Origin of the sequence: Aeromonas sp. R7-1, assembly GCF_040908115.1 — a bacterium.
Classification (GTDB): domain Bacteria; phylum Pseudomonadota; class Gammaproteobacteria; order Enterobacterales; family Aeromonadaceae; genus Aeromonas; species Aeromonas caviae.
In genome coordinates this window covers 31,560-50,102 of record NZ_JBFODD010000040.1, presented here as the reverse complement: position 1 = coordinate 50,102, position 18,543 = coordinate 31,560, and the positions used below count along the sequence as shown (strand labels likewise).

15 protein-coding genes are annotated in these 18,543 nt (G+C 61.6%); 5 read left to right on the top strand and 10 right to left on the bottom strand.

What is annotated here, in order from left to right; all coding sequences use genetic code 11:
* Positions 1-110: 110 nt before the first annotated feature.
* A complete protein-coding gene (locus AB5Y51_RS10485) occupies positions 111-1,055 on the bottom strand; it encodes a TIGR01212 family radical SAM protein (protein ID WP_109422169.1) in 945 nt (314 codons plus the stop codon).
* A 613-nt stretch (positions 1,056-1,668) separates the two neighbouring features.
* On the opposite strand from AB5Y51_RS10485, the gene gltB reads away from it, so the two are divergent.
* Together gltB and AB5Y51_RS10475 are read left to right on the top strand one after the other, a co-directional pair.
* A complete protein-coding gene (gltB, locus tag AB5Y51_RS10480) occupies positions 1,669-6,126 on the top strand; it encodes a glutamate synthase large subunit (RefSeq protein WP_368178405.1) in 4,458 nt (1,485 codons plus the stop codon).
* Positions 6,127-6,138: 12 nt separating this feature from the next.
* Entirely contained in the window at positions 6,139-7,554 is a 1,416-nt protein-coding gene (locus AB5Y51_RS10475; protein WP_368178404.1) for an FAD-dependent oxidoreductase, read from the top strand.
* Positions 7,555-7,641: 87 nt separating this feature from the next.
* On the opposite strand, the gene AB5Y51_RS10470 is transcribed toward AB5Y51_RS10475, so the two are convergent.
* The 4 genes from AB5Y51_RS10470 to AB5Y51_RS10455 all read right to left on the bottom strand — a co-directional run bounded on the left by AB5Y51_RS10470 (position 7,642) and on the right by AB5Y51_RS10455 (position 11,153).
* A complete protein-coding gene (locus AB5Y51_RS10470; protein ID WP_368178403.1) occupies positions 7,642-8,403 on the bottom strand; it encodes an amino acid ABC transporter ATP-binding protein in 762 nt (253 codons plus the stop codon).
* Entirely contained in the window at positions 8,400-9,056 is a 657-nt protein-coding gene (locus tag AB5Y51_RS10465; RefSeq protein ID WP_171865008.1) for an amino acid ABC transporter permease, read from the bottom strand. The genes AB5Y51_RS10470 and AB5Y51_RS10465 overlap by 4 nt, the downstream gene beginning before the upstream one ends.
* A 57-nt stretch (positions 9,057-9,113) precedes the next feature.
* Positions 9,114-9,887: an amino acid ABC transporter substrate-binding protein gene (locus AB5Y51_RS10460; RefSeq protein WP_368178402.1), complete on the bottom strand. Its 774-nt coding sequence runs from the start codon at positions 9,885-9,887 to the stop codon at positions 9,114-9,116.
* A gap of 687 nt (positions 9,888-10,574) precedes the next feature.
* Positions 10,575-11,153 carry an O-methyltransferase gene (locus AB5Y51_RS10455; protein WP_368178401.1) on the bottom strand — a complete coding sequence of 193 codons (579 nt, stop codon included), beginning with the start codon at positions 11,151-11,153 and terminating at the stop codon, positions 10,575-10,577.
* Positions 11,154-11,214: 61 nt separating this feature from the next.
* On the opposite strand from AB5Y51_RS10455, the gene AB5Y51_RS10450 reads away from it, so the two are divergent.
* Complete coding sequence (locus AB5Y51_RS10450) at positions 11,215-11,409, top strand: hypothetical protein (protein ID WP_183150034.1); 195 nt, start codon at positions 11,215-11,217, stop codon at positions 11,407-11,409.
* Here the strand turns inward: AB5Y51_RS10450 and AB5Y51_RS10445 are convergent.
* The 5 genes from AB5Y51_RS10445 to AB5Y51_RS10425 all read right to left on the bottom strand — a co-directional run bounded on the left by AB5Y51_RS10445 (position 11,406) and on the right by AB5Y51_RS10425 (position 16,119).
* Positions 11,406-11,837, bottom strand: a complete 432-nt coding sequence (locus AB5Y51_RS10445; RefSeq protein ID WP_161957683.1) for a protease — start codon at positions 11,835-11,837, stop codon at positions 11,406-11,408. The two genes, AB5Y51_RS10450 and AB5Y51_RS10445, sit on opposite strands and share 4 nt — an antisense overlap.
* A 44-nt stretch (positions 11,838-11,881) precedes the next feature.
* Entirely contained in the window at positions 11,882-12,922 is a 1,041-nt protein-coding gene (locus tag AB5Y51_RS10440; RefSeq protein WP_368178400.1) for a M35 family metallo-endopeptidase, read from the bottom strand.
* Positions 12,923-13,176: 254 nt separating this feature from the next.
* Positions 13,177-13,812, bottom strand: a complete 636-nt coding sequence (locus tag AB5Y51_RS10435) for a DUF2913 family protein (protein WP_134997362.1) — start codon at positions 13,810-13,812, stop codon at positions 13,177-13,179.
* Between the two features lie 115 nt (positions 13,813-13,927).
* Positions 13,928-15,223 carry a DEAD/DEAH box helicase gene (locus AB5Y51_RS10430; protein ID WP_010675179.1) on the bottom strand — a complete coding sequence of 432 codons (1,296 nt, stop codon included), beginning with the start codon at positions 15,221-15,223 and terminating at the stop codon, positions 13,928-13,930.
* A gap of 245 nt (positions 15,224-15,468) precedes the next feature.
* On the bottom strand, positions 15,469-16,119 hold the full coding sequence (locus AB5Y51_RS10425) for a DedA family protein (RefSeq protein WP_010675180.1): 651 nt from the start codon (positions 16,117-16,119) through the stop codon (positions 15,469-15,471).
* 332 nt (positions 16,120-16,451) lie between these two features.
* Between AB5Y51_RS10425 and AB5Y51_RS10420 the strand changes: the two genes are divergently transcribed.
* Entirely contained in the window at positions 16,452-17,420 is a 969-nt protein-coding gene (locus AB5Y51_RS10420) for a hypothetical protein (protein ID WP_368178399.1), read from the top strand.
* Between the two features lie 111 nt (positions 17,421-17,531).
* Positions 17,532-18,530 carry a DUF1176 domain-containing protein gene (locus AB5Y51_RS10415; RefSeq protein WP_042014678.1) on the top strand — a complete coding sequence of 333 codons (999 nt, stop codon included), beginning with the start codon at positions 17,532-17,534 and terminating at the stop codon, positions 18,528-18,530.
* The last annotated feature ends 13 nt before the right edge of the window (positions 18,531-18,543 follow it).

The window sequence follows — 18,543 nt, the reverse complement described above, 5'->3', positions numbered from 1 at the left end:
ATTGATAACTATATCTTTTTTCAAGCCGACCATCTTATCAAGGTGACTTGAACGAAACTATACTCCAAAGACTGAATTTCATCTAATAACCCACTGTTTTTTTGATGAAATTAGAGTTGGCACTCGCCCGTGGAAGGGAGAGAAAAAGGGCGTCCCAGGCAGTGCCCCTGAGGGCCTGAGCGTGCCAGCGCCGCGGCAATGGCGGTCATGGCGCTCCAGCGATTCTCGCACCAGGCGGGGGCCAGCAGGGTCGGGCGGCGCGCCGACGCCGAGACCCTGTGATAGACCACCTCGGGAGGCGTGTACTGGATCATGGCGACCGCCGCCGCCACATACTGCTCCATCGTCAACACATCCAGCCGTCCCGCCTGCCACGCCTTGCCAAGAGTGCTCCCCTCCACCACATGCAGTGGGTGAAGCTTGATCCCCTCGACGCCGGTCTCCACGACACGGTGCAGGGTTTCCAGGCTGTCCATCGGCGCCTCGCCGGGCAGGCCGACGATGAGGTGGGCACACACCTTGATGCCTCGCAGATGGGCTCTGGTTACAGCGTCAACATAGGCGGCATAGCCGTGGCCCCGATTGATGCGTTGCAACGTCTTGTCGTTGGCGCTCTGCAGCCCGAGCTCCAGCCACACCTCGTAGCCGCGGGCCTGATAACCTGCCAGCAGATCCAGCACCGCATCGGGTACACAATCAGGGCGAGTTCCGACGCAGAGCCCCACCATGTCGCTCACCGACAAGGCTTCTTCATACATGCGCTGAAGGTACTCCACTTCGGCATAGGTGCTGGTATAGGCCTGAAAGTAGGCCAGATAGCGCCTGGCCCGGGTCACCTCGTCCCGGCGTGCCAGCAGTTGCTGCACCACGGAGAGTTGCTGGGCCGACTCGTCGGCAAAGGAGGAGACATTGCAGAAAGTGCAGCCACCCCGGCCCAGGGTGCCGTCCCGGTTGGGGCAGGTAAAGGCCCCATGGATGGAGAGCTTGTGGATCTTCTGGCCGTGGCGCTGCTTGAGATCCTGGCCAAATGTATTGATGAGTTCGTGTAACTGCATGACACCTCCGAAATGAGGTGTCATTCTAGCGACGCAGCCCGGCGGGCAGGCTGCGCTGGATCAATCCCGCTCTCTACCCAAAAATCATATAAATATTCACGTTAGATGCGATAAATACCCAACAGTCAGCATTCACGGTCACTTTTGACAACCTGTCACTCCTGCCACCTGGAGAAAAGTGCCATAACCTCTCGCCCATAACCGGCTGTAACTACTGAAAAAATCCTGTTTAGTCTGCATATGGACAAATGCAAGACGCAGGATCCTGAAATGTGATCCCCGCCAAGCACACCAGAGATGACTTTGTAAAATTACTACAGTTTCCCGCCACCATGCAGTCAACCACTAAACCGTCCATAACCAGAATATAAAACCAACAAATAAATAAAAAGCAGTTATAAATACACAAAAATGCTGATTGAGTCTCAAAAACCCACATTTTGTTATGGCGGTGTAACATTGCAAACAAGCGGGATGTCCAATTGACCTTGCCCGAAAATCCCATTAGTTTGGAGATTCGCCACCTCAGGCGGACGGAACCACAAGAGCCAATCGCAATTTATGCAGTCTGTTGATGACAGTGCGATGGAAGGCCGAGCAAGGGAGAAATGCAATGTCACTATATGATCCAAAGCTGGAGAGGGATAACTGTGGCTTCGGCCTGTTGGCCCACATGGAAGGGGAAGCCAGCCACAAGCTTGTCCGTCTCGCGATGTCAGCCTTGGCTCGCATGCAGCACCGCGGCGGTATCTCCGCCGATGGCAAGACCGGCGACGGCTGCGGCCTGTTGCTGCAAAAACCCGACAGCTTCTTTAGAGCGGTCGCCGAAGAGAAGGGATGGCACCTGGGCCGCAACTACGCGGTCGGTATGCTGTTTCTCAACCCGGACCCCGTATTGGCCCAGGCAACTCGCGACATCATCGACGAGGAGCTGGAAAGAGAGACCCTGAGTCTGGTCGGCTGGCGCAAGGTGCCCATCGATACCAACGTACTCGGTTCCATCGCCAAGGCGTCCCTGCCCAGTATTGAACAGGTCTTTGTCAACGCGCCCCCGGGCTGGGTCGACAAGGATCTCGAGCGCCGCCTCTATATCGTGCGCCGCCGCATCGAGAAACGCATCAGCGACGACTACTTCTATGTGGTCAGCCTTTCCAACCTGGTCACCGTCTACAAGGGACTGTGCATGCCGGTGGATTTGCCGCGCTTCTATCTGGATCTGGCCGACATCCGCATGCAGGCCGCCATTTGCGTGTTCCACCAGCGTTTCTCCACCAACACCAGCCCGCGCTGGCCGCTGGCGCAGCCGTTCCGCTACCTCGCCCACAACGGCGAGATCAACACCATTGCCGGCAACCGCCAGTGGGCCAAGGCGCGCAGCTACAAGTTCGCCACCCCGCTGATCCCGGATCTGCAAGAGGCCGCCCCCTTCGTCAACACCACGGGGTCGGACTCCTCCAGCCTCGACAACATGCTGGATCTCTTCCTGGCCGGCGGCATGGACCTGTTCCGCGCCATGCGCCTGTTGATCCCGCCTGCGTGGCAGAAGCACCCGAACATGGATGACGACCTGCGCGCCTTCTACGACTTCAACTCCATGCACATGGAGCCTTGGGACGGCCCGGCCGGCATCGTCATGACCGACGGTCGCTACGCCACCTGCGCACTCGACAGAAACGGCCTGCGTCCGGCACGTTACGTCATCACCAAGGACAAGTTCATCACGCTGGCCTCCGAAGTGGGCACCTGGGACTACACCCCGGACGAAGTGCTGGAGAAGGGCCGTGTCGGCCCGGGGGAGCTGTTCGTGGTCGATACCAGCAACGGCAAGATCTGGACCAGCTTCGAAATTGATGACGATCTCAAGAGCCGTCACACCTACAAGCAGTGGATGGACAAGCACTGCAAGCGCCTGGTGCCCTTCGAGCAGATGGACGATGCCAGCACGGGGTCGCGGGAATTCCCGGATGACCGGCTCAAGACTTACCAGAAGCTGTTCGGCTACTCCTTTGAAGAGCTGGATCAGGTGATCCGCGTGCTCGGCGAGAATGGCCAGGAGGCGGTGGGCTCCATGGGGGATGACACCCCGATGGCGGTGCTCTCCTCCAGCCAGCGTACCCTGTACGACTACTTCCGCCAGATGTTCGCCCAGGTGACCAACCCGCCCATCGATCCCCTGCGGGAAAATCACGTCATGTCCCTGGCCACCTGTATCGGCCGCGAACAGAACGTGTTCAACGAGACCTTCGGTCACGCCCACCGGGTGCTGTTCCAGTCGCCGATCCTGCTCTACTCCGACTTCCATCAGTTGCTGGCCCTGGAAGGGGAGCACTACCGCCATGCGGTGCTGAGCCTCAACTACCAGCCCGAAGAGGGGCTGCAGGCTGCCCTTGAGCGTCTCTGCCACGAGGCAGCTGAAGCGGCTCGCAGCGGCGCCGTGCTGCTGGTCCTGTCAGACCGGGACATCAGCCCGGATACCCTCCCCATCCCGGCCGCCATGGCGGTGGGTGCGGTGCAGCGTACCCTGGTGGACAACAACCTGCGCTGCGACGCCAATATCCTGGTGGAGACCGCGAGCGTGCGCGACCCGCACCACTTCGCCGTGCTGCTGGGCTTTGGCGCCACCGCCATCTACCCCTATCTCGCCTACGAGACCCTCGCCAAGCAGGTAGAGGAAGGCGTGCTCAAGATGAGCCTGCGCCAGGCCATGCTCAACTACCGCAACGGCATCAACAAGGGACTCTACAAGGTGATGTCCAAGATGGGCATCAGCACGGTGGCAAGCTACCGCTGCTCCCAGCTGTTTGAGGCGGTGGGCCTCTCCAAGGCTGTTGTCGAACTCTGCTTCCGCGGCGTATCGAGCCGCATCCAGGGTGCCGACTTTGCCGACATCCAGCAGGATCAGATCAATCTGTCCCGTCTGGCCTGGCTCGGCCGCAAGCCGCTGACCCAGGGCGGCCTCTTGAAATTCGTCCACGGTGGCGAGTACCACACCTACAACCCGGACGTGGTTCAGACCCTGCAAGTGGCGGTGCGCTCCGGCAACTACGCCGATTACAAGGAGTATGCCCGTCTGGTGAACGAGCGCCCGGTCGCCACCCTGCGGGATCTGCTGTCGCTCAAACAGGGCACCACCCCGGTTGCGCTGGATCAGGTGGAGCCAGCCGCCAGGCTGTTCCCCCGCTTCGACTCCGCGGCCATGTCCATCGGCGCCCTCGGCCCTGAAGCCCACGAGGCCCTGGCCATCGCCATGAACCGCCTCGGCGGTCAGAGCAACTCCGGCGAAGGCGGTGAAGATCCCAAGCGTTTTGGTACCGAGAAGAACTCTCGCATCAAGCAGGTGGCGTCCGGTCGCTTTGGCGTCACCCCTCACTACCTGATGAACGCGGACGTGGTGCAGATAAAAGTCGCCCAGGGTGCCAAGCCCGGTGAAGGGGGCCAGCTGCCCGGTGACAAGGTCACCGCGCAAATCGCCCAGCTGCGCTACTCGGTGCCCGGCGTGACCCTGATCTCCCCGCCGCCGCACCACGACATCTACTCCATCGAGGATCTGGCCCAGCTCATCTTCGACATCAAGCAGATCAACCCGAACTGCCTGGTGTCGGTGAAACTGGTGTCCGAACCTGGCGTCGGCACCATCGCCTGTGGCGTGGCCAAGGCCTATGCGGACTTCATTACCGTCTCCGGCTACGACGGCGGCACCGGCGCCAGCCCGCTCACCTCGGTCAAATACGCCGGCTCCCCCTGGGAGCTGGGCCTGGCCGAAACCCAGCAGGCGCTGGTGGCCAACGGCCTGCGCCACAAGGTGCGCCTGCAGGTGGATGGCGGTCTCAAGACCGGTCTGGACATCATCAAGGCGGCCATCCTCGGCGCCGAGAGCTTTGGTTTCGGTACCGGCCCCATGGTGGCACTCGGTTGCAAATACCTGCGTATCTGCCACCTGAACAACTGCGCCACCGGCGTCGCCACCCAGGATGAGAAGCTGCGCCGCGAACACTTCACCGGCCTGCCGGAGATGGTGATGAACTACTTCAAGTTCATCGCCGAGGAGACGCGCGAGCTGATGGCCGAGCTTGGCGTCACCCAGCTCACCGACCTCATCGGTCGTACCGACCTGCTGGAAGCCCTACCCGGCCTCACCGCCCGTCAGGCCAAGCTGGACTTGTCCGGTATCCTGGCGGCCCCGGTTGCACCGGCAGGCTCCAGTCTGTTCAGCCAGCAGCACAACCCCACCTTCGATAAGGGGCCCTTGAACCTCAAGATGGTGGAAGACCTGCTGGACGCGGTGGAAAACATGAGTGGCGGCGAGTTCCGCTACGACATCCGCAACACCGACCGCTCCGTGGGTGCGCGTCTGTCCGGCGAAATCGTCAAGCGCCACGGCAACCAGGGCATGGCGGCCGATCCGGTCAAGGTGCACTTCAACGGCACCGCCGGCCAGAGCTTCGGCGTCTGGAACGCCGGTGGCCTTGAGATGATCCTCACCGGGGATGCCAACGACTATGTGGGCAAGGGGATGACCGGCGGCAAGCTGGTGATCAAACCCCACGTCGGCGTGGCGTTCAAATCCCACGAGGCGGCCATCATCGGCAACACCTGCCTCTATGGCGCCACCGGCGGCAAGCTCTATGCCGCAGGAACCGCAGGCGAGCGGTTCGCGGTGCGCAACTCAGGGGCCTTGGCGGTGGTCGAGGGGATTGGCGACAACGGCTGTGAATACATGACAGGCGGCATCGTCACCGTGCTCGGCAAGACCGGTGTCAACTTCGCGGCGGGCATGACAGGCGGTTTCGCCTACGTGCTCGACGAGTGCGGCAACTTTGCCAAGCGCACCAACCCCGAGCTGGTCGAACTGCTGGAGGTGGCGGATCTGGCCATCCACCAGGAGCACCTGCGCGGTATCATCACGGCGCACCTCAACGAGACAGGCAGCTCGCGTGCCGAGGAGATCCTGGCCAACTTCGACTCCTATGTGCCCAAGTTCAGGCTGATCAAACCCAAGTCCAGCGACGTCAAATCGCTGCTTGGCCACACCAGCCGTTCCAGTGCAGAACTCAGAATCCAGGCGCAATAAGGAGGGAACCCTATGAGCCAGAACGTATTCCAGTTTATCGATGTCCAGCGGGTCGACCCGCCCAAGAAGCCGCTCAAGATCCGCAAGATCCAGTTCGTGGAGATCTACGAGCCCTTCAACCAGGCCCAGGTCGGCATGCAGGCGGATCGCTGCCTCGACTGCGGCAACCCCTATTGCGAGTGGAAGTGCCCGGTACACAACTACATCCCCAACTGGCTGAAGCTGGCCAACGAGGGACGCATCCTGGAGGCGGTGGAGCTCTCCCACCAGACCAACAGCCTGCCGGAGGTGTGTGGCCGCGTTTGCCCACAAGACAGACTGTGTGAGGGTGCCTGCACCCTCAACGACAGATTCGGCGCCGTGACCATCGGCAACATCGAAAAATACATCACCGACAAGGCGTTCGAGATGGGCTGGCGCCCGGATCTCTCCAAGGTGGTCAAGACCGGCAAGCGGGTCGCCGTCATTGGCGCGGGCCCCGCGGGCCTTGCCTGTGCCGACGTGCTGGCACGCAATGGCGTCACCCCTGTGGTGTTCGACAAGTACCCGGAGATCGGCGGCCTGCTCACCTTCGGTATCCCCTCCTTCAAGCTGGAGAAAGAGGTGATGCAGCGCCGCCGCGAGATCTTCGAGGGGATGGGGGTGGAGTTTCGCCTCGAGACCGAAGTGGGCCGTGACGTCACCTTCGCCGACCTGCTCGGCGAGTTCGATGCGGTCTTCCTCGGGGTCGGCACCTACAAGTACATGAAGGGCGGCTTTGCCAACGAAGAGGCGCCGGGGGTCTACGACGCCCTGCCCTACCTCATCTCCAACGCCAATCGCTTGCTGGGTTTCGAGAAGACGCAAGCCGATTACATCGACTTCGCCGGCAAGCAGGTAGTGGTGCTGGGGGGCGGCGACACCGCCATGGACTGCGTGCGCACCGCCATCCGCCAGGGGGCCGATCGGGTGATCTGCGCCTACCGCCGGGATGCCGAGAACATGCCGGGCTCCAAGCGGGAGGTGAAAAACGCCCAGGAGGAAGGGGTGGAATTCATGTTCAACCTCCAGCCCATCGGCGTGGAGCTGGACGCCCACGGCCGCACCTGCGGCATCAAGGTGGTGAGCACCGAGCTCGGCGCCCCCGATGCCAATGGCCGCCGCAATCCGGTAGTCATTGAAGGCTCCGAGCAGGTGCTGCCCGCCGATGCGGTGGTGATGGCGTTCGGCTTCCAGCCCAACCCCCAGCCCTGGATGGCAGAGCACGGCGTCGAGCTCGACGGCCGGGATCGCATCAAGGCGCCCGAGAAGGCCGAGTACGCCTTCCAGACCAGCAACCCCAAGGTGTTCGCCGGTGGTGACGCGGTGCGCGGCTCGGATCTGGTGGTGACCGCCATTTACGAGGGTCGCAAGGCGGCCGAAGGGATCATGGACTACCTGGCCGTGTGATCTGCCGTTATAACCAAGCAGCCATGCAAACAGCCCCGCTCCTGCGGGGCTGTTTTTTTTATCTCGCTCTCAATCCGCCAGAACCGGCTAGATACTCCAGCTCTCCGGCAGCCGTTCGGTGAGGGTGGAGATGTATTCGAAGGTACGTGCCCGCTTGGGGGTGGTGAACATCTGACGCGCACTGCCCGCCTCCACCACCTCCCCGGCCTCCAGGAAGATCACCTGCTGCGCAATCTGGGCTGCAAGACGCAAGTCATGGGTGGCGATCAGCATGGTGGTCCCCTCACTGGCCAGCTGGCGCAGCACGTTCACCACCTCCTGGGCAAGCTCGGGATCCAGTGCCGAGGTAGGCTCGTCACAGAGCAGCACCTTGGGAGATGGCGCCAGCGCCCGGGCAATGGCGACCCGCTGCTGCTGACCGCCGGAGAGGGTGGCAGGCACCGCCTCGGCCTTGTGCCTGAGCCCCACCTTGTCGAGCAGTTGCAGGGCGCGCGCCACTGCCCTCTCCCTGGGCCACTTCAACACGGTCACCAACCCTTCCATCACGTTCTCCAGCACCGTCATGTGCGGGAACAGCTGGAAATTCTGGAACACCATGCCGGTCTGCTGGCGCAGGGCCAGCACGCTTTGCCGTGACAGATGCCGGGTAAAGTCGAGCTCGCAGCCCCCCAGCACCAGCTGGCCTGCATCGGGCCGCTCCAGCAGGTTCACGCAGCGCAGCAGGGTACTCTTGCCGCTGCCGGAGGGACCGATCAGGGCGGTGACGCTGCCCGCGGCCATCGCCAGCCCCACCCCTTTCAACACGCGCTGCCCCGCAAACTGTTTCTCGATGCCACTCAAGCGGATCATAGGGCGACCTCCCGGGTCTCTTTGTGAGCCAGTCGCTGCTCCAGCCTGTCTTGCAGGGTGGATAGCACCGAGCTGAACATCAGGTAGATGAGGGCCGTCTCGATATAGAGAATGAGCGGCTCATAGGTGACGGAGGCGAGGCGCTGGGCCGCCTGAAACAGCTCGGGCACGGTCACCGCCGCCGCCAGCGACGTGTCTTTGACCAGGGAGATGAAGGTGTTGGAGAGCGGTGGCACCGCGATGCGCGCCGCCTGCGGCAGGATCACCCGCCACATCACCTGGGTCCAGTTCATGCCGATGGAGTAGGCCGCCTCCCACTGCCCCTTGGGGATGGCCGCCAGGGTGGCACGAATGATCTCCGAGCTGTAGGCACCGATGTTGAGGGTGAAACCGATGACGGCGGCGGTGAAGGCGTCCAGCACGATGCCGGCGCTCGGCAGACCGTAAAAGATCAGAAACAGCTGCACCAGCAGCGGCGTGCCCCGAATAAGCCAGACATAGAAGCGGACCAGCATCACCAGCGGGGCCGGACCATATAATCTGGCCAGCGCCACCGACAAGCCGAGCACGATTCCCAGCACGAAGGTAATCAGAGTGAGTGGCACAGTAAAAATAAGCCCCGCACTGAGCAGGGGCCAAAAAGAGTCGATCATTAACTGCAACCAGGCCGGCACGTTAATATCCTCAGTTGTTATTATGTTGCCACGATATTATTGCGAGACGTCGGTGCCGAAATATTTCTGCGATATTTTCTGATATTCGCCATCCTGCTTGGCATTGCGCAGCGCCTGATTGATGGCAGCCAGCAACTCGGGTTGCCCCTTGGCGAGCAGGGCGGCTGATTGATCCCCCTTGGCCTCGCTGGCCGCCACCTTCAATTTGGCGTCCGGCTTCTGTTTCTTGAAGTCGAGGAAGGAGAGGCTGTCGTTGATGGTGGCATCCACCCGCCCGGTCAGCACCAGTTCGAGTGACTGGTTGAATCCCTCGGTGGCCACCACCTCGGCGCCCGATGATTTCGCCAGCTGGGCGAAGTTGCTGGTCAGGGACTGGGAGGATTTCTTGCCCTTCAGATCGGCAAAACTCTTGATGCTTTGGTTGTCGCTGTGCACCACGATCACCGCCTTGGAGGTGATGTAGGGATCTGAAAAATCATATTTTTTCAGCCGCTCAGGGGTGATGGCCACTTCGTTGAGCACCAGGTCGTAGCGCTTGGCGTCCACCCCGGCGATGAGCCCGTCCCACATGCCCTCGACGAACTGCGGCTTCACGCCCAGACCGCTTGCAATCAGCTCGCCTATCTCCACGTCAAAACCCACCAGCTTGCCGCTCTTGTCGTGGTAGGTGAAGGGAGGATAGGTCCCTTCGGTGCCGATCTTGATCACTCCGGCCCGCTGGATCTCGGCCAGGCTTGACTGTGCCTGTACCGATGTCATCAGTGCCAGCGGAAGTGCCGCCATTAAAAACAGGAAGTGCCGTTTTTTCATTATTCACCTCGTTATATTTATGAACATCCAGAGCGCTTGCCAACCACCACAAAATAAAACCAGCCGGTTATCATGTTTAATTTAAATTAATTATCGGCAGAGATAACCTTCATAGTGCTTGCTGGCGGTATGGATGAAACTTAACGTGGCTCATGGCATGACCCAACCATGAAATACGGGGATATTTAGCGAAATAATGGATAACGAATAAATAATGGCCGGGCTGGCCGAGGAATTGCCCCGCTGGCGGCGCTCCGTCAGCGGAAACCATATCAGGCGGGTTGCAGCTCCCGCGGGATGGCAGTGGCCCAATCACGACACAACGTATCAATCGGGCCAACATTCGGTCTGATGGCAAATGGGATTGCCACGCACCACGTGGAAGGTAAAGGCGCGATGGCGCGCGCCTTGACGTCACCGTCGGTGATCACCCCTTCGGTCACCACCTCCCGCCCTGCTCCGGCAGGCGGACGATGTCGACATTCCAGGGCCCGGCCGCCGGGTAGCGCCGATGGATCTCGACGAAGTTGACCCGCCCCTCGCGCCGCTCCCCCGACGCTGGCCAGTCACAGAGGAAGTCATCGCTCAGCCACCTGGGGGCCCTGACGAAACCGCTGCTCTGTATGGCCTGCCAGTGGTCTGCACCACGGTTTTTGGTTCCATGGTCCTGTTTTCCATGCCGTTCCCCTACAACCGCACCACCAGCCACTCCCCCTTGCCCACCGGCACCAGGGAAGTCAGGAAATCGGGGTCACGCCGCACCTGTGCCATCCACTCCCTCATCTCGTCTTCATGGGAGATGGCATTGTCCACCACCAGCAGACCGCGGGGGGCAAGCAGGCGCTGGATCTCGGGCCACCAGGCCTGATAGTGCAGGCGATCGGAGTCCAGAAAAATGAGCTGATAGCCCGCCGTCGGCAGGGTGGGCAGCAGCGTGCCTGCTTCGCCCGCCAACTGCTCAATCCAGGGAGCGAGCCCGGCCCGCTCAAAGTTGGCGGCCGCCATGGTCCGTTTGCCCTCGTCCAGCTCGATGGTGGTGACCCGGCCCCCCAGCCGTTTTACTGCCTCGGCCAGCCAGAGGGTGGAGTAACCGTTGGAGGTGCCGATCTCCAGCACAGCCTGCGCCCCCCTCGTCTGCACCAGCATCGCCAGCAGTTCGCCGGTGTCGCGGGTAATGTTGAGCATCTTGCTGCCACGAGAGTGTTGCGCTCCGTCATTCTGCTCGCCAAAGCGCTCCAGCTCTCGTTTCAGTTGTTCCAGTGCCATGTCTCCTCCTTGACTGTGTAAACGAGTCGGCCCGGTGCATGGCATGGCTGGACCGCCCCTCATGTTCATCATTTTGCTATCGACCCACTCGGTGGCCCATCCCCTGTATCATCCGGATAAAGACGATACCCTGGATGACCATGTGATCACGCTGGTGCACTGCTGCTGGCGGGAAAGCCAATCGTCACGCGGTCTGGCGGTGGCCCCTCGCGCCGTCGGGCTGCTGGATACCAAGGGCAAGCCGCAGATCGCCTAGGGGGCCACCCGGGTAAAGTCGACGGCGGGGCAGCTGGGCGCCACGCCCTTGGTCAGCGTCAGGGGCTGGGCACGATAGCTGAGCCGGTAGCGGCCCGGTTGGGACAGATCGTAGGCCTGCGCCAGATCCGCATCGGCCTGGCTCTGCTCCCCCGCCCCCAGGTGCAGGAAGTCGCCGTCCCCGGGGGTACCTCGCTTGGCAAGCGGCCCTCGATAGTCCAGCGGCTCCCCATCGCGGGTCAGGTCGATGGCATCGGCAAACCACCCCTCGAAGGGGGTGAACCAGGTCAATACCTCGAGAGGCGTCTCCCCCCGGTTGGTCAGGGTCATCACCAGGGGCAGGGGTTCGTTCACCCCGCTCTCTGCGCTGACCGACAGCTCGCACTGCAAGGGCGCCAGTGCCAGGGTGGTGAGCAAGAGTGTCATCATGGTGCCTCCGTCAAAAAAGGGGCCATCCGGCCCCTGTTTGCAACTCAATTTTCGCTCGGAGTATTCTCGGCGAAATATTCGTGGTTGTCGGCATTGTTCAGGGCCTTCTGGGGATCCGTGCTCGCCAGATTGCGCGCATTGGCCTGACCGTATCCCAGATCGTCGGTGCCCGCCACCACGTTGAAGTGGCTCAGCTCGTGGACAATGGTGCCGGCGCGGGAATCGGTCCCGGTGACCGGCGCAGTCCAGAAGCTCTTGCACAGATAGACCTTGTAGGGCTGGTCCGGATAGACATAGGCAAAGTAGCTCTGCTTGCAACCGCAGTCGAAGGTGAGCGGCTTGTTGTCGATGGCATCCTTGATCTTGCTGAAGTTGGTCTCGGCCTGGTTCCAGCGGGTGGCGTCATAGGCGCCAAACCAGCTGCGGTAGCGCTGCCCATTCGGCTTGTCCACCGCGAGGTAGCTGCTGGAGTTGTTGGCGATGCCACTCGCGGCATCGAGCGCCGCCAGGATGTCGCTCTTCTGGGTGTTGGTGCAACGGCCGCTGAAGCTGACCGAGGCGCTCACCGCCTGGGGCTCGGCCACCGCCGCCTTGGCCAGCACCCGCTCGTCGCTCACCCCGTCCACCCAGAGGGTCACGGCATTGGACTCGCTCGCCTGGGCCTGTTTGGCCTTGGCCGCTTTCCCCTCCTGTGCCACGGTCGGCAGCAGGTAACGGATGCTGTACTGGCCCTGGGCACTCATGTCGTAGAGACCGGAGACCTCCGCCTGCACTGTCAAGCTCTGGCCCGCCTTGAGCAGTTGGTAGTCCTTGTCACTCGGGGCGGCCCGCTTGATCAGGGCCCCTTCGTAATCCACCGGCTGGCCGTCACGCTCCACCTGGAACAGGGGAGCATCCTCGCTGCCCGGCAGTTGCCATTTGAGCAGACGAACCGGCTTCTCCCCGGTGTTGGTCAGGGTCAGGTTGACGCGCACATCGTCTGTGCTGCCCTCCATCAGGGTGAGCCGGGCATCGAGTCCGGCGGCGCAGAGCGGGGACGCCAGCACGCCGGCCAGCAACAGGGCAATTGGAGTCGCTTTCATCATGTTTCCTCATTCATTGAGTGTCGCCTTGTCAGGCGGTCTGCTTCCTTTAAGGCCCTCTTTGGGGCCCATCCACCCTAGAGCAGAAGCACCACCCCACCATCCCTCCATATGGGGGACGCCCCCCATCAGAGGGGGAGCCCCTTGGCTGCGACAAAGATTGCCCGCCCGGCCCTGGGCGTGCAGGCAACCCCGTGTGGCGTATTTGCCATAAAAAAACCCGGCGCAGGGCCGGGTGACGGGATGAGAAGGCGGGGTCAGGAGGCCAGCAGCGCCAGGGCCGGCTGCGCGTTGCCCGGCATCAGCCGATAGGCCTTGTGGTGCTTGACCAGGGTGGTTTTCTTGTTGCCCTGGCTCAGCAGCAGGCCCCGGGCAAATGCCGCCTCGGCCAGTACCTGCTCGTCCCCGCGCACATAGAGGGTGAGGGGCTTGACCAGCTCACCTCCCTCGATATGGCCCTGATACTCGCTGGCAGAGATGATCAGGCTGGATTGCCCCTGGCTCAGCAGCCGCTGCCGGGTGTTCAGTTCGCTGTCGGTGAACACCAGCCAGCCCGCCCCCTCCAGCGCCAAAAGCAGATCGGCCAGGCGCGTCCCCAGCTGTACCGGCTCATGCATGGCGCGCTCATACTGGCGCTGCACCCGCTCAAGCAGCCCCTTGAGATCGGCCCCCGCCCCCAGCGTCCGCCCCAGTTGCACCCAGGTCTTGAGATCCTCCATCACCAGCCGGGAGAAGCGTTTCTCCTTGAGAGAATCCGCCATCCAGGTACAGAGAAAGTGGCTCTCCTGGGCGGGGGTGCGTTTGCCCGTCTTCTGGGCGGCGGTGCGCTCCAGCTCCGCCAGGCTCTGGCGGGCCATCTCGAGCAGGGCCTGATTGTAAGCAGGAAGGGTCATCTCGGATCCTCTGAAACGGGGCGGCCAAGGGGCCGCGTCATCGACAGCACAAAGGCGCCAGTGGCGCCTTTGGAGAGTAAACGCCCCTCCCCGACCGGGAGGGTGCGACGTTGCCTTATTTCGGCTGACGGGGCTTCTTGGCCGCCGCCAGACGCTTGAGGCGCTGGCCTTGCAGTTTCGCCTCGGCCATGGCCTGGGCGGCGGCATTGTCTTCACGCTGCGGGCGCTTGCCGAAGCGGCGGCGCTCCTGCAACTGCTTGATGAGGTCGTCACGGCTGCTCACCTCGTAACCCGGCACCATGATGCGGCGGATCTTCTGGCCGATGAGGGCCTCGATCTCCAGCAGGGTGCGCTCCTCCTCGCGACTGACGAAGGAGATGGCCATGCCGCTCTTGCCAGCGCGACCGGTTCGGCCGATACGGTGCACGTAATCTTCCGCGAGGAACGGCAGATCATAGTTGACCACGTATTCCAGGCTCGGAATGTCCAGGCCGCGGGCGGCCACCTCGGTGGCCACCAGCACCCGCAGCTTGCCTTCGGTGAATTCACGCAAGGCGCGGCGACGGCTCCCCTGGGCCTTGTCACCGTGCACCACGGCAGACTTGATGCCGTCGAGGTTGAGCTCCTCCACCAGTTCATCGCAGCTCTCGCGGGTGCTGGCAAACACCAGCACCTGCTGCCAGTTCTGCTTGCCGATAAGCTCGGAGAGCAGCTCGCGTTTGCGCTTCTGTTCCACCGGATAAACGGTGTGGCTCACGGTGTCGGCAGTGGAGTTCTGCTTGTCGACGGCCACCACCTGGGGTTTGTCCAGCATGAGGTTGGCCAGCTTTTTTACCGCCTCGGAGAAGGTGGCGGAGAAGAGCAGGTTCTGGCGGGTCTTGTTGACCGCCTGCAGGATCTGCTGCACATCGGCGCTAAAGCCCATGTCGAGGATGCGATCCGCCTCGTCCAGCACCAGAGTCTCGACCCCGGAGAGGCTCAGGTTGCAGGCGGTGAGGTGCTCGAGCAGACGGCCAGGGGTGGCCACTATGATGTGTGCGCCCGCTTTGAGCTTCTTGGCCTGCACATCCTGTTTGCCGCCACCCACGATGGTGAGGGTAGTAATATCAAGATACTTGGCGAAATCGTTGATATTGCTCGCCACCTGGGCTGCCAGCTCGCGGGTCGGGGTCAGGATCAGCACGCGGGCATTGGAAGGCTGCACCGGCGCCGGGTTGTCTACCAGACGTTGCAGGATGGGCAACGCAAAGGCGGCTGTCTTGCCGGTACCGGTCTGGGCACTGGCCAGCACATCGCGGCCACGGCGAATGGCCGGGATGGCCTGGCTCTGCACAGGGGTCATCTCCTGATAACCGCAATCTGAGATGGCGCGCAAAATCTCGGGGGCAAAATCGAACGATTCAAATCTCATGTTGGGTTCCTGTGTTCCAGCGGAGCTGTAGTTGGCGTGGGTGGCCTGGGCCGGCGTGTGGCCTGGCATCGGCGAGGCGTGGAGCCAAGGACGGCTGGGTCTGACATCAGATCAGAAGATGAGCCGGAAAATGGCGGGCGCGAAGTGTAACAGATAGGCGACAGGAATGCCGCCTCAAATGGCTTGTATTTTTCCGGGGGCTGCGCCCGCCAGACGCGGCAGCAGGCGCAGCCCGGGCAGTGAGATCAGCGCACCCGCTTGCTCGGACGCTTGAGCAGCCGCATGCCGATGGCCGCCACCGCGATGACGAACAGCCCGAAAGAGGTGACGAGCAGGCACTTGGTCAGCAGCTCCTGATGATGGGCAAAGACCGGGGTCGCCATCACCATCTTGCCGACCATGCTCAATACCAGGGACCAGAGGAAGGCGCTGGCAAAACTCGCCACGGCCACCCGCAGCAGGTGCAGGCGGGAGACTCCCATCAACATGGGGGTCAACACTCTCACGAAGGGGATGAAACGGGACACGAACATGGCCCAGAAGCCGTAACGATCCAGCAGTCGGGAGGCCCTGGGCAGGCTCCCTTCCGGGATCATTCGCTCCACATGGCCCATGAAACGGGTGCCATGCAGTGCCTGCCCCTGCCAGTAGGCGAGCACGCTCCCTATCCCGGCCGCGAGCGGCAGATAGAGCAAGGTCACCTCGGGCCCCAGCACCCCCATGCCCACCAGACCGCCCGCCAGCAGCACCAGGCTGTCACCGGGCAGGGGCAGAAAGACGAAGCTCGATTCAAGGAAGAGGATCACCACCAGACAGGTGACGAGCAGACCGATTGCCTGCATTTGTATAAGCTGATCAAAATCCTGATGCCATATGGCAAGCAGCATGTCCTGCATCTGGTGTGACTCCCATCAACGTAATGCGCATTCGTCATGATGACCCGAAGGCCCCGTCTGGTAATCCATCCCTGCTACCACCCCAATGTTCGTATGGGAGGCCTCTTATACACCCGGGGAACTGAACAATAAATTAATGTCTGTGATTTCTGCCCAGCGGTTCACCCTTCTCGCGGCCCCCTGCCCCCGCCAAAGCGAGGACAGCTTGGCCCATCAGGCCAATGCGCACCCCCCAAAACAGGACGGGTCGGCCCTTGCCAGGCTGCCAAGCCAGATGAAACCCGTTACAGTGTGAACATGCCCCGATGGACGGGCTACTCATGGAGCCAGGTATGGCAAGACAGCTCTCTTCTCACACACTTTCCTTGCTGGCGGTTATTGCCGGCGTCTCTGCCGGTCTTGTGACAAAGGCCCGCGCCAGCGACGAGAGCCTGGTTCAACAGCGCGCCAACGCCGTCGTCTCCCTGATGAGCTACGCCGTGGTGCCGGATATCACCGCCAGCAACCTGAATATCGGCAGCGGCACCAACGACACCTCTGCCCTCACCATCACCCAGCTCGGGGGTGGCGCTACCCTGAGCGAGGATGTTCCCCTCTATCTGGAGGGCACCCTGGGCTACAGCCGCTACGATCCCCAGTTCGTGTTCACCGATGGCAACGAGACCCGCACCATTCCCACCAAATGGAACAGCCTGAGCGCCACCGGCGGCATCGGCTGGGATGTCGGGGTCCACCGGGATCGCTTTGGTGGCAATCTGGTGCTGCGGCCCATCGCCAATGTCACCCTGGGCACGGTGGCCAGCGACCTTCGCATCGGGGCCGCCCTGCTCGAGCACAGGAGCGGCAAGAATCTGGACTTCCTCGACGGCGGCACCCTCAATGTCTACGGCCTCGGTGGCTCATTGATGCTGGACTATGAACTCTTCTCCGCCGCCCAGGACATCGATGCCGAACTGCGCTACTCCTACCAGCATCTGCAAAGCTTCACCGGCACCGCCGAGAGCGTCAGCGGTCAGGCCGATGCGGAAAACCTCGGGCTTTACCTGCGCCGCCGCGCCCCCCTGTGGGACTGGACCCTGCTGGACAGGCCCCTTCGCTACGTGCTGGAAGGGGCCAGAACCGAATACCTGGGGCAGCAACGGGGGCTGCTCGGTTTCAACAGCCTCAACTCTCTGGGACTTGGCCTCGAACTCGACAGCAGCAAGTACGACATTTTCATCACCCGCACCCGGCTGGTGGCCCGCTATATGTTCAGCAACAGTACCAGCGGCTACTCCATCGGATTGGCGATGAGTTTCTAATCGGATCAAAGGGGTACGCCACTCGGCACAGCTCAGTCAACCCAAAACAAGATTCAATTTGAACCTTCCAGAATGCTATCCTGACCGTCCCAATGCTTCTGGAAACCTCTAATGTTCATCACAACACTATTGGCCTCTGCACTCGGCTCGTTTACTGAAGGGCTCTCTTTTCAACACAAGGACTGGGAACTGGCCTGTGACAACACGCGCACATGCCGAGCGGCAGGTTACAGCGCGGAATTGGGTGGACTTTCGGTTCTGCTCACCCGAGAGGCTGGCGCCAAGGGCACACTGCATGCCGAGCTTGCCATCGCAGAGGTTGATCAGCGGGCTCCGGCGGCCCCCGCTGATGGTTTGATCACACTGCGCATCAATGGCGAGGTGCTCGGCATCGTAAAAGAGCGGACTCCGTTCACCCAGCCCCAAACTGCAGCGCTCGTCCGAGCAATCAAAGGGACTGGCAAGGTGGTATTTGAATGGAGCAAGCACCAAGAACCGTTATCCGGTGCCGGTGCCTATGCCATTTTTCTCAAAATGGATGAGTTCCAAGGCCGTCTCAATACCAGTACAGCCCTGACCAAACAGGGCTCGTTACCCACCACAACTATTCCCCCGGCCTTGGTGGCCCCCGTGATCCATGCAGGTGCCGTTGCCGCAGACAACCTATCTCGCCCACTCACCAAGCCTGAGCTACAGAGCATAAGGGCTTGGCTGAAACAACACGTCAATGAAGATGTCTGTCCCAGCGCATATGAGAATCAGGAAGATGGCCAGATCTATCCCCTGAACCAGGAACGAGCCTTGATCCGGCTACCCTGCTGGCTCGCCGCTTACAACGACGGTTCGGCATTTATTCTGATTGATACGGACCTTGATACCAGCAGTGCAACCCTCATCAGCACTTACGCAAACGGTTATGGAGAGGGCGAACTGAGTGCCTCGCACAAAGGAAGAGGAATAGGAGATTGTTTTTCTTTCGAAAGCTGGGTATGGGACGGCCAAACCTTCGTGCAGAGTGAGAAAAGCACCACTGGTAGCTGTCGCATGATCACTCTGGGGGGAACCTGGGAGCTACCGACCATGACCAGCCAGGTGGTCAAATCACAATAAACAAGGGCGGCCC